Below are 11,959 nucleotides of genomic sequence, written 5' to 3'. Positions count from 1 at the left end.
GGCGCGGACCCGCCAATCCGCTAAACAGCCATCGCAACAGCTAATGTCCGGCAGGAGGGGATCGGCAGAGGTGGCGAAAACGAAACTCGAACATTTTCCCAACCTGGTCACGATGTTCCTGACACGCGCCAGGGAACAAGGCGACAAGCCGTTCCTTTGGGCCAAGCGCGAGGGCGCGTGGAAGTCGATCAGCTGGACCGAGGCTGTCCGTCAGGTCGCCGCGCTGGCCGACGGATTGAAGCGGATCGGGCTCAGGCCGGGCGACCGCGTCATGCTGGTGAGCGAAAACCGGCCGGAATGGCTGATTGCAGACCTTGGAATCATGGCCGCGGGGTGCGTGACCGTACCGACCTACACTACCAACACGACGCGCGATCATCAGCACATCCTTGCCAACAGCGGCGCTTCGGCCGTCATCGTCTCGACCCAGAAGCTTGCCGGCCCCTGCTTCCCGCCGTCCTGTTCGAATCGACATGCAAGCACGTCATCTCGATCGACGAAGTGATCACCGGTCAATCGTCTGAAATCGCCGAATTCCATTTCTGGAAGGATCTCGTTTCGGGCGCATCGGATGTCGGTGCCCTCGAAGAATGCATGGCCAAGGTCGGCCGTCAGGATCTCGCCTGCCTCATTTACACTAGCGGCACCGGCGGCGCGCCGCGCGGCGTCATGCAGCATCACGGCATGATCCTCCACAATTGTGAGGCGTGCGTCGACGTCATCGCCAATGACTTTGGCTGGGACCAAGAAATATTCCTGTCCTTCCTTCCCGCGAGCCACGCTTATGAGCATACCGGCGGCCAGCACTTCCCGGTCAGTCTTGGTGCGCAGATCTATTACGCCGAAAGCCTCGAAAAGCTTGCCGCCAACATCGAAGAAGTTCGTCCGACGATCATGGTCGTCGTCCCCCGCCTGTTTGAGATGCTTCGCGCGCGGATGATCAAGGCGGTCGAAAAAGAAGGCGGGCTCGCAGCCTACCTGCTTGGACGCGCCCTTTCGATCGAGACCAGGCGCTACCATGGGCGCAACGTGCCGTGGGATCTGCCGATGGACGGCATTCTCTCACTGACCTTGCGCAAGAAAGTGAAGACGAAATTCGGCGGCCGGATGAAGGCCATGGTTTCGGGCGGGGCGCCGCTCAATCCCGACGTCGGCCTGTTCTTCCAAGCCATGGGCCTGTCGATGCTTCAGGGCTATGGGCAGACGGAGGCCGGGCCGGTCATCAGCTGCAATCGCCCGAGCGTCGGAATCCGTATGGAGACTGTCGGGCCGCCGCTGCTCAACACCGAGGTTCGGATCGCGGACGACGGTGAAATCATGGTGCGCGGCGAGAACGTCATGCACGGCTATTGGTACAATGACGAGGAGACGGCCCGCGTGCTCCGCGACGGGTGGCTGGGAACCGGCGACATCGGCCACCTCGACGACAAGGGCCGGATCGTCATCACTGATCGCAAGAAAGACCTGATCGTCAACGACAAGGGCGACAACGTCTCACCGCAACGGGTCGAGGGCATGCTGACTCTCCAGCCGGAGATATTGCAGGCCATGGTCCATGGCGACCGCCACCCCTACCTCGTCGGACTGCTCGTCCCCGATCCGGAATATGCCAAGGGGCCGGATGTGATGAAGCAACTCTCGGCGGCGGTCGATCGCGTCAACAAAGATGTCAGCGTGATCGAAAAGGTACGCCGCTTCATCGTCGCCGACGCGCCATTCACGGTCGAGAATGAGATGCTGACCCCGTCACTCAAGATCCGGCGCCATGTGATCCGCAAGCATTACGGGGAGCGGCTCGACGCGCTTTACAAGAAGTAGCAGCGTAGGCTGTCCGAAAGACAGCCGAGAACCCGCTGGTTATGACGCGGGGCGATAAGGCACGAAATCGCCAAGCGAGCAGCTTCCGACCGTCATTCCGCTGCTGGCGTCCGTCACCGTCGCGAGGTCGCCACGGCACAATTGCGGGCCGACATTGCGGGTCACGAGCGCATAGCTGTCGTCGGACATGTTGTTGCAGTCGCCAAGCGTCGTGTTGACGTAGACGGTGTTGCCGTCGCGGAACAGGATGGTGTGGTCGTCGATCACCTCCATGTCGCGGCTGCGATGCAGCGGCAGGCACTTCTCCACCTTGCCTGCGACCTTGCCCGCAAGCTCGCGATCGTAGATCGCCTGGTCGCGCTCGGAACGGCCAGTCGGCTCCATGGTGCTCTCGCAAGCGGCGAGAGTCAGGGCGGCAAGACCGATCATCCAGATTCGCATTTCGACCTCCTTGAAGCCTTATAACGCACAGGCCGGTGAAAGGCTTTAGGCGAAATTGTCCTTCATCGTCCGCAAGCGAGCAAATTCCTCGACAGTCCCGGCGCGGACGAACAGGTTGGTGGCGCGCTCCTCCGACACCGTTGTCGGAAGCGTGATCTCGCCGCGGTCGCGCATCGCCGCGATCTTCTCCAGCCGTTGGGCGACGGCGGCATCGCCCGGCGCCGCATGAGCCGAGAAGCGCGCGTTGGACAGCGTATATTCGTGGGCCGGATAGAGCCGCGTTGCTTCGGGCAATTCCGCGATGCGCCCTAGCGAGTGAAACATTTGCGCCGCCGTTCCTTCGAACAGTCGTCCGCAGCCCATCGCGAACAATGTGTCGCCAACGAACGCGAGCCCGTCGTCGCGGAAGACGTAAGCGATGTGACCCAAGGTATGGCCGGGCACTTCCCAGACCTCCGCTTCGTGCTTGCCGATGCGGACCCGGTCGCCTTCCCTGAGCGGCACGTCGAGGCCGGCGATTTTGGCGCCTTCAGCCGCGGGACCATAAAGTGTGGCTCCGATTGCCTCCTTGACCCTGCGATTGCCGCCAGTGTGATCCGGATGCCAGTGCGTGTTGAAGATCTTGTCGATGATCCAGCCGCGCTCCGCTGCAGCGGCGAGGACCACCTCCCCATCGCCCGGATCGACTACGGCCGTCGACCCGCTTTCCGGATCGTGCGCCAGCCAAAGATAATTGTCGTTGAACGCCGGGACTGGCACGATCTCGATCGGCATCACCAATTCCCGCTGTTCGGCATCGATGCCCACGGTTCGGCAGGCGGCAGGTTCTCGCCCTTCTGAAGCAGCTCAATTGAGATTCCGTCCGGCGATTTTACGAACGCCATTTGCCCTTCGCGCGGCGGGCGGTTGATCGTCACGCCGGCGTCCATCAGCCGCTGGCAGTGGTCGTAGATATTGTCGACCCGATAGGCGAGGTGGCCGAAGTTGCGTCCGCCTTCGTAACGCTCCGGTTCGCCGTTTTCCGGCGGCCAGTTGTATGTCAGTTCCACCTCCGCATCCTCGCCGGGCACGCCGAGGAATATGAGCGTGAAGCGCCCCGTCGCACTGTCCATCCGCCGGCGCTCCTCGAGTCCGAGCAGTTGAAAGAATGCAACAGTAGCCTCGGGATCGTGCACCCGGAGCATCGAATGAAGAAATTTCACTTTAGCCTCGCTCAATTCATCGCTAAAAAAGCACGGTTCGTCGACGACCGTGACCGGCAATCGTGTCCGGTGGCCGTCAATAGAGACGACGAATCAAGAGTGTCGTTCCATGATCGGCAAACTTCAAGGCGACCGTGCTTTATTGCTCGGAGCAGTCGGAATTTTCTCTTTCTCACTGATGGCAGGCGGATACCTTCTGGGTGACGGGCTGCGGCGGGCAAAAAGCGCCGAGCGGTCGATTGCGGTCCGCGGTGTTTCGGAACGCGACGTTACGGCCAATCTCGCGACCTGGACGATTAGTTTCAGCGACGAAGGTAGCGAGCTTGCCGGTGTCAACGCACGGGTCGAACAGCAGTCTGCCGCCGTGCGCCGTTTCTTTCTACGTGCCGGTTTCAAGCCGGGCGACATGACCGACAGCGGCGTGTCGTTCGAGCGCCGCAATCTCACCGACCGGGACGGCAACCCGGCCGGCGAGCGGGTCACGGTCAGCCGCTCGATCGAGCTTCGGACCACCGACGTGATGCGGGCCAAGCGCGCCAATGAGGCGCTCGCCAACCTGCTCAAAGAAGGCGTCGAGCTAGACAGCAGCTCGCTCAACTTCAGCTTCACCAAGCTCAACGAGCTCAAGCCCGCGATGATCGCCGAGGCGACCGTGCGTGCCCGTGAAAGCGCGGAGCAATTCGCGCGTGACAGCGGCTCCGAGGTTGGCCAAATCCGAAATGCCAGTCAGGGCTACTTCTCGATCGGCCCGCGCGACGGCGCGGACAGTGAAGAAGGCTCCGAGGGTTCGGACTCGCCCTTCCAGAAAGTCCGGGTTGTGACGACGATCGACTACGATATCGCTGGATAGTCGCTCTAGCGGGAGGCGTTCGGGGCCGGCCGGTCCAGAAAGTCGAGCGCCTTCTTGGCCGCGGTCCCGCCCGGCCCGTTGGGATTGGCTGCCGTCGCCCGCTGCCACAAACCACGGGCTTTGGCCTCGTCGCCGCCGAGCTGGGCGATATGGCCCGCCTCGAACAGGATTTCCGAGTCATTGGGCGCGAGCGTCATCGCCTTTAGGATGGCGGCCTCGGCGGTTTTGAGATCGTTCTCGCGAACGGCGAGCGCGGCCGAGAAATACCACGCGAAGGAATCCTCGCTAATCGACGGCAGGGCCTCCGTAAGCCGAGCACGAGCGGTCTTGAGATCGTTTTGCGCTTCGGCAGCGCGCGCCCGGTCGAGCAGGGCGTTGCCGCGCTGGTCGGCGAGGAGGCCTTTCCCCGCAAGCGCCTTGTCCAATGCCACCGCAGCTTTCGCGGGCTCGTTGGCCGCGATCCACATGTTGCCTGCCGCGGCCAGCATTCGGTCGGCAGCAGGATCGCCGGGCTTCGCCCGTATCGCTGCGGTCTCGAATTCCGTCGCCGACGCGGCAAACTGTCCGTTCTTCTGGGCGACGAGCGCCTTGCAAACGGCGGCCTGGGTGGTCGCTTCGGTTGGGCAATCGGCGGCAACGAGAGCGGCGGCCGCGAACAGGAAGATCATCTTATTTTCTCGGCCAATGCAACGATGGTTCGAAGGATCGTTTCAATCTCGTGCGGCTTCGACAGCCGGTGATCGCCCCATTTGACGATGTTGAGCTGCACGTCGCCTGAATGCAGGTCCTCCAGGGTTTTGAACGCGACTCCGATCGGTACTTCGTCGTCCTTGTCGCCATGGATCAAGCGAACCGGGCATTCGACCATGATCGGCTTGTAGATCAGTCGCATGTTCTCGCCCGACTTCCAGAAATCGCGATACGTGACCTGGGGCCCGTCGCCATAAGGGCTCGGCGTCTCGAGCTTGCCGTCGTTCCAGATGATTTCCTTTTCCTCCTGGGTGAATCCCCAGTCAGTGAAGTTGGGAGCGGCGGCGATTCCGACGACGCCTTTGACCCGGTCCGGACGCTTGAGCGCCGCATGAAGCGCAAGCCAGCCGCCCATCGAGGAGCCGATCACTAGCACCGGCCCGTCGGTCAGCATGTCGATCGCCGCGAGGACTTCCTCCAGCCAGCGGTCGAGAGTCCCTGCGCTGAATTCGCCGCCGCTCGACCCGGTGCCGCTGTAATCGAGACGCAGGCAGGCGAGGCCGGCGGCAGCCGCGAACTTGTCGATTTCCGTCGCCTTCGTACCGTCCATGTCTGACGCGTATCCGGGCAGGAACATCAGCGTCGGTCCCTTGACCTTCTCGTGCTGCGGGCGAAACCGATAGGCGATGCGCCGGCCATCGCCGGGATCGAAGTAGGACAGGGCGGGCGGCTCGATGGGCAGGGGCGTTGTCATGGGCGGCCCCGTAGCAAGCGCTGGCCGCAGGTTCCAGCCGCACCAAGCTCAACAGACCGATCCGACCACATACGAAGCCTCGCGTGCAGCGCAGATGATCGCCGCCCGGACAGTCTCCGGCTGACGGAGCTGGATCATGGATCTAGTCGCAAGTCAGTGCGCCGATCGATAGGCGTGCTTGAAGCAGTTTGTGCGCTGCACTAGTGGCAAACCCATGTCCGAGATGCTCAAGATTTCGCTGCCCGACGGTTCTGTTCGCGAGATGCCCCACGGATCGACGCCCGCCGATGTTGCTGCTGCGATCGGCCCCGGCCTCGCCAAGGCGGCGCTGGCGGCGCGTATCGACGGCGAGCTTCGCGACCTTAACCGACCGTTCGAAGGCGACAGCCAGCTTGCGCTGGTCACCGCGCGTGACGAGAAGGACGCGCTGGAACTCGTCCGCCACGACTTCGCGCACGTGCTCGCGGAAGCCGTCCAGAATATCTTTCCCGGAACACAGATCACCTTCGGCCCGGCGACCGACGACGGTTTCTATTACGATTTTGCGCCGGCTCCCGGTCGCGGTCCGTTCACCGACGAGGACCTGCCGGCCATTGAGGAGGAAATGCGCCGCGTCATCGCCGCCGACAAGCCGCTGGTCCGCGAAGTGTGGGACCGCGAGCGCGTCCGCCAATTCTTCATCGACCATGGCGAGAGCTTTAAGGCGGAGTGGGTGATGGAGCTCCCTGCGAACGAGCCGATCACCATGTACAAGACGGGGCATGGCGAGGCGGACTGGATCGACCTGTGCCGCGGGCCGCACCTTGCCTCGACAGGCAAGCTCGACCCCAAGGCTTTCAAGCTGACCCGCGTGTCGGGCGCTTACTGGCGCGGCGACCAGAACAACCCGATGCTGAGCCGCATTTACGGAACCGCCTGGCTCAACAAGAGGCAGCTGGACGAGCATCTCGTCCGGCTCGAAGAAGCGGCCAAGCGCGACCACCGCAAAATCGGGCAGGAGATGGATCTTTTCCACCTCCAGGCCGAGGCGCACGGCAGCGTCTTCTGGCACCCCAACGGCTTCATCCTGTGGCGCCAGCTGGAGGCGTATATGCGCCGCCAGCTCGACGCGGCCGGCTACCAGGAGGTCAAGACTCCGCAGCTGATGGACTCCCGCCAGTGGGAGAAGAGCGGCCACTGGGGCAAGTATCGCGAGAATATGTTCGTCGTCCCCGACGAGATTCCGAACGTCGAGGACGACGCTCCGGTCATCACCGGCCAGGCCGAGATGATGGCGCTGAAACCGATGAACTGCCCGGCGCATGTGCTGATCTTCAAGCAGGGCATCACCAGCTACAAGGAACTGCCGATCCGCATGGCGGAGTTCGGCTGTTGCCACCGCAACGAGCCGCATGGCGCGCTCCACGGGATCATGCGCGTGCGCCAGTTCACGCAGGACGATGCGCACATCTTCGTCCGTGAGGACCAGCTGATCGAGGAGGTGAAAACCTTCTGCGACCTGCTCGACCGGATCTACAAGGACTTGGGCTTCGACAAATATGCGATCAAGCTCGCGCTCAGGCCGGAAAAGCGTTTCGGCTCGGACGAGATGTGGGACTGGTCGGAACAGTCCTTGCGCGATGCCGTCGCCGCGACCGGACGCAACACCGAGGAATATGGCTGGGAAGAGCTCCCGGGAGAGGGTGCTTTCTACGCGCCGAAGCTGGAGTTCCACCTGACCGACGCGATCGGCCGCACTTGGCAGGTCGGAACGATCCAGACCGATACGGTCCTTCCCGAGCGGCTCGATGCCTATTACATCGGCGAGGACGGCGAGAAGCACCGCCCGGTGATGCTCCACCGTGCGATCCTCGGCACGTTCGAGCGGTTCATCGGAATCCTCATCGAGCATCACGCCGGCAAGTTCCCGCTGTGGCTCGCACCGCGCCAGGTCGTCGTCGCGACCATCGTCAGCGATGCCGACGACTATGCGCGCAAGGTGGTGGCGGCGCTTCAGTCGGCCGGTCTTCGCGCCGAAGCCGATCTTCGCAACGAGAAGATCAACTACAAGGTGCGCGAGCACAGCCTGGCAAAGGTCCCGCTGCTCTTGGTCGTCGGCAAGCGCGAGGCGGAGGAAGGCACCGTCGCCGTTCGTCGCTTGGGCAGCGAGGAGCATCAGAGGGTGATGGGTCTCGAGGAGGCGATCGGGCTGTTCAGCGCGGAAGCGACGCCGCCGGACTTACGCTAGTTCCGCTCTGCCGCCTGACGTCATGCCGCCACAGCGCGGCGTAAAAATGGCCGCTTGCTCGGTGCCGCCCTTCCCTTGAGCGTGCGAAGCGACTAACTCGCCGCCGTAACCAACGACTCAAAAAGGAGAGCTTGCTATACGACCCCCGATGAGGCGGCCAATGACGCCGCCGCCGATGACCGGCCCCCGCTACAATCAGTTCATCCAGGCCCCGAAGGTTAGGGTAATCGATGAAAATGGCGAGAATCTGGGCGTCATGTTTACTCGCGAGGCGTTCGAGCAAGCACAGGAGGTCGGTCTCGACCTCGTCGAGATCAGCCCCGGCGCCGATCCGCCCGTCGCCAAGTTCCTCGATATCGGCCGCTACAAATACGAAGCGCAGAAGAAGGCCAACGAGCAGCGCAAGAAGCAGAAGACGCAGGAGATCAAGGAGATCAAAATGCGTCCCAACATCGACGACCACGACTATGACACCAAGATGAAAAAGGTCGTCGAGTTCCTGGAAGAGGGCGACAAGGTCAAGCTGACCATGCGTTTCCGCGGCCGCGAAATGGCCCATGGCCAGCTCGGCATGGCGGTTCTCCAGCGCGCTTCGGAGCAGGTCGCCGACATCGCCAAGATCGAGGCGCATCCCCGTATGGAAGGCCGGCAGATGCTGATGGTGCTCGCACCGAAGTAAGCTGCCGTTACGGAAACCGGCCCTTTCCCGGTCACTGTTGCATTTCTGTCGCAAATCCCCGTGATTTGCGAGACACCTCTCTGTCTCGCTTCCTTGGCGGTCCGCTCTGGATTAGCTTTCCTCCATACGCGTAGCCGAAATCGGCACGCGGCCTATGGAGGGGTAAAGATGCGCAAATCGCCTTGGCTGCTTTCGGCGGCTTTCCTGACCCTTACGGTCCCTGCGTTCGCTCAAGAGACGACGGAGCCGCAGCCTTCGACCCCGGCCGAGGCGCCGACCGAAGCTGCCAATGTCGACACTGCGGACCAGCAGGCCGAAGCGGCCGATGACAGCCCGATCGTGGTCACTGCGACCCGCCGTAACGAGGCGCTTAGCGACGTTCCCCTGGCGGTTTCGGCCGTCACGGCGGAATCGTTCGAGAACACCGGCGCGAGCGACATTCGTCAGATGCAGCAGGTCAGCCCCTCGCTGCTCGTTTCTTCGACCCAGTCGGAAGGCGGCGCCTCGACTGCCCGTATCCGGGGCATCGGTACCGTTGGCGATAACCCCGGCCTCGAAAGCTCGGTCGGCGTCTTTATCGATGGCGTCTACCGTAGCCGCGTCGGCTCGGGCCTTACCGAGCTTGGACCGATCGACCGGGTCGAGGTGCTTCGCGGCCCACAAGGAACCTTGTTCGGACGCAACACGTCCGCCGGCCTTATCCACGTCATCACCGCCAAACCGCGCTTCAACACTGAAATTACCGGCGAAGCGACCATCGGCAATTACGACCTCCGCCGCTTTGAACTCGGCATAACGGGCCCGATCTCCGATACGCTGGCCGCCCGCATCGATGGCGTCCTGATGAAGCGCGACGGCTTCGTGGAGGACATCATTTCCGGACGCGACGTCAACGATCGCGACCGCTGGCTGCTTCGCGGGCAGATTCTGTACCAGCCGGACGACAATTTCTCGCTTCGAGTCATCGGCGATTACTCGAAGCGTGACGAAGAGTGTTGCGCTGCGCCCTACCTTCCCGTCTCCGATGCTCTAGGTGACGGCAACGGCGGCGCGGACCGCGTGCCTTCGTCCTTTGCTCCGATTCTCCAAGGCATCGGCGGGATTATTCCGGACGACACGTTCGACCGCGACGTCGTGATTTCCGAAGGGCGCAGCTATCGCGGCGACGTCAAGGATTGGGGCTTCTCGGCGGAAGCCACCTACGATTTCGGCGGGGCCGAGATCACCAGCATCACGGCTTACCGCTACAACAACCTCATTCGCGGTACCGACATCGACTATTCGAACCTCGATCTCGCTTATCGTCCGGATGATGGAACCGCCTTCAACCGGTTCAAGACTTTCAGCCAGGAGCTCCGACTTCAGGGCACCACGTTTAACGACCGGCTCGATTGGTTGATCGGTGGCTATTACGCCAACGAGAAGCTCCACAGCCGGGATTCGCTGCGCTACGGGCGCGACTTCGACGACCTGGCGAGCTGTCTTTCGGCGTCGACCTTTGCGCGCCTGACCGCCCAGCCGGGGCTGATCACGCCTTCCGACGGCGACACCTGCTTCAACAGCGCCATCGCTCAGGGCGTCCGCGATGCTCCAGTCGTCGGACTGGTCGCCCAGTATAATGCGGCGGTCGCGGCCTCGAACTTCACTGCTGCGGCCGCATTGGCCCAAAACATCACCGCGCTCGGCGCATTCGCGCGGCTGAATAATACCGGTCTTCCGGCTGGAATTCCCGGTGTGAACTTCAGCGTGAACAACTTTGGGCCTTACTCGTTCACGAACAACGGTTTCCAGAACCTCGGGCAGATCAGCGGCGTTCCGTTCCTGTTCGAGGACCAGGGCCTCGTCGACGACTTCGATCAGACCAGCAACAATTACGCGCTGTTCACGCACAATATCTTCGCGATTACCCCGAACCTCAAGCTGACCGTCGGGCTTCGCTACACCAATGAGGTCAAGGAGCTGGACGCGGAGCTGAGGGACAATTTGACGTCGTGCGCCGCCTTCAGCGGCAGCTCGCTGGCACAGTTGCCGTGCGCTCTTCCGCGGGTCCCGGGCGGCGCCCAGGACTACGATGGAAAGCACGAGGAAGAGGAGCTCAGCGGGACCGCTGTCTTGAGCTTTAAGCCGACTGACCGCTTGCTGACCTACCTGAGCTATTCGCGTGGCTACAAAGCCGGGGGCTTCAACCTCGATCGCAGCGCCTTTTCGCGTCAGGTCTCACTGAATTCGTTCGGCCTTCCGGTTGCCGGCGCGGTCTGCCCGCAAAGCGGGCCGCAGCCCGTCGGCTGCGTCCCCTCGGACATCTCGCAGCTGGAGTTCAAGCCCGAGACGAACGACGCCTGGGAGCTTGGCCTGAAGTACAATGGCTCGTGGTTCGACGTGAACGTCGCGGTGTTCCACCAGCTGTTCAAAAACTTCCAGCTCAACACGTTCAACGGCGTCAACTTCATCGTCGAGAATATCAATAGCTGCTCTGACGGACTCGACGGCGCAGACAGCGACAACAGCCCGACCACCGGTGCCTGCACCGGCAAGGAACGCGCCGGCGTAAAGTCGCAGGGCGTCGAGGTCGAACTGTTCACCCGGCCGATGAACAACCTGATGGTCAACGGCGGCGTGACCTACTCGGACACGAAATACCGGGATGACCTGGTCGGCGCAGACGGGCGCCCGCTGTCCAACGCCTTGTTCCAGCTTCCGGGACGGCGCGTATCGAACGCATCGCCTTGGACCCTTACGGGCTCCGTGACCTGGACACCGCCGATCGGCGGCAGCGGGCTTCGCGGTCTGGTCTATTTCGACGTTCGTCACATGGCCGAATACAACACCGGTTCCGACCTCGACCTCGAAAAGACCCAAGAAGGGTTCACGGTGGTCAACGGCCGCATCGGTCTCACCGGCGCGAGCCGCAGTTGGGCTGTCGAACTTTGGGCGAACAACATCTTCAACGAGAAGTTCACCCAGATCGGCTTCGACGCCTTCCTGCAGGGAAGCTGCACTGAGCGCGGGGCCGCCAATGGCTTCTGTAATCCGCCGCTTCCGGCCAACCGTTCCAACCAGCTATACGCGGCGTTCCTTGGCGAGCCGCGCACCTACGGTCTGACGTTGAAGGCGAAGTTCCAGCCGACTCCGCGTGTGGTCGAGGATGTGGTCGAGGCGCCGCCGCCACCGCCGGCGCCGCCCGCCACGCAGACCTGCCCGGACGGCTCAGTGATCCTGGCGACGGAAAGCTGCCCGCCGCCGCCTCCGCCGCCACCGCCTCCGCCGGCGCCGGAACGCGGCTGAGGCACACCGTTTT

Annotated in this window: 9 protein-coding genes and 1 pseudogene; 5 read left to right on the top strand and 5 right to left on the bottom strand. The window is 62.7% G+C overall.

Annotated elements, in window-relative coordinates; all coding sequences use genetic code 11:
- Window positions 1-43 precede the first annotated feature (43 nt).
- Window positions 44-1,818: pseudogene (locus G7076_RS10870) on the top strand (AMP-dependent synthetase/ligase).
- Between the two features lie 39 nt (window positions 1,819-1,857).
- On the opposite strand, the gene G7076_RS10865 reads toward G7076_RS10870, so the two are convergent.
- Genes G7076_RS10865 through G7076_RS10855 form a run of 3 tightly spaced genes read right to left on the bottom strand, consistent with a single transcriptional unit; the run spans window position 1,858 to window position 3,443 of the window.
- Window positions 1,858-2,259, bottom strand: coding sequence for a hypothetical protein (locus G7076_RS10865; protein ID WP_166202750.1), 402 nt, complete (start codon window positions 2,257-2,259; stop codon window positions 1,858-1,860).
- A gap of 45 nt (window positions 2,260-2,304) precedes the next feature.
- Window positions 2,305-3,033 (bottom strand): hydroxyacylglutathione hydrolase, encoded by a 729-nt coding sequence (gloB, locus tag G7076_RS10860; protein WP_166202748.1) that lies wholly within the window; start codon window positions 3,031-3,033, stop codon window positions 2,305-2,307.
- The gene (locus G7076_RS10855) at window positions 3,033-3,443 is read right to left on the bottom strand and encodes a VOC family protein (RefSeq protein WP_166203601.1); all 411 of its coding nucleotides are present in this window, start codon (window positions 3,441-3,443) and stop codon (window positions 3,033-3,035) included. The genes gloB and G7076_RS10855 overlap by 1 nt, the downstream gene beginning before the upstream one ends.
- Window positions 3,444-3,570: 127 nt before the next feature.
- Between G7076_RS10855 and G7076_RS10850 the strand changes: the two genes are divergently transcribed.
- Window positions 3,571-4,311, top strand: coding sequence for an SIMPL domain-containing protein (locus tag G7076_RS10850; RefSeq protein ID WP_166202747.1), 741 nt, complete (start codon window positions 3,571-3,573; stop codon window positions 4,309-4,311).
- Between the two features lie 5 nt (window positions 4,312-4,316).
- On the opposite strand, the gene G7076_RS10845 is transcribed toward G7076_RS10850, so the two are convergent.
- Together G7076_RS10845 and G7076_RS10840 are read right to left on the bottom strand one after the other, a co-directional pair.
- Window positions 4,317-4,979, bottom strand: coding sequence for a tetratricopeptide repeat protein (locus G7076_RS10845; protein ID WP_166202745.1), 663 nt, complete (start codon window positions 4,977-4,979; stop codon window positions 4,317-4,319).
- Complete coding sequence (locus G7076_RS10840; protein WP_166202743.1) at window positions 4,976-5,755, bottom strand: alpha/beta hydrolase; 780 nt, start codon at window positions 5,753-5,755, stop codon at window positions 4,976-4,978. Before G7076_RS10840 ends, G7076_RS10845 begins: the two co-directional genes overlap by 4 nt.
- A 214-nt stretch (window positions 5,756-5,969) precedes the next feature.
- On the opposite strand from G7076_RS10840, the gene thrS reads away from it, so the two are divergent.
- From thrS to G7076_RS10825, 3 genes are all read left to right on the top strand, one after another.
- Entirely contained in the window at window positions 5,970-7,982 is a 2,013-nt protein-coding gene (gene thrS / locus G7076_RS10835; RefSeq protein WP_166202741.1) for a threonine--tRNA ligase, read from the top strand.
- Between the two features lie 160 nt (window positions 7,983-8,142).
- Window positions 8,143-8,661: a translation initiation factor IF-3 gene (gene infC / locus G7076_RS10830; RefSeq protein WP_240913786.1), complete on the top strand. Its 519-nt coding sequence runs from the start codon at window positions 8,143-8,145 to the stop codon at window positions 8,659-8,661.
- A 168-nt stretch (window positions 8,662-8,829) separates the two neighbouring features.
- Complete coding sequence (locus G7076_RS10825) at window positions 8,830-11,946, top strand: TonB-dependent receptor (protein ID WP_206367536.1); 3,117 nt, start codon at window positions 8,830-8,832, stop codon at window positions 11,944-11,946.
- Window positions 11,947-11,959: the final 13 nt, after the last annotated feature.

It is taken from the genome of Sphingomonas sp. HDW15A (assembly GCF_011301715.1).
In the GTDB taxonomy this organism is placed as follows: Bacteria; Pseudomonadota; Alphaproteobacteria; order Sphingomonadales; family Sphingomonadaceae; genus Sphingomicrobium.
The sequence above is the reverse complement of the archived record's forward strand: the minus strand, read 5'-3'. Positions and strand labels throughout refer to the sequence as shown.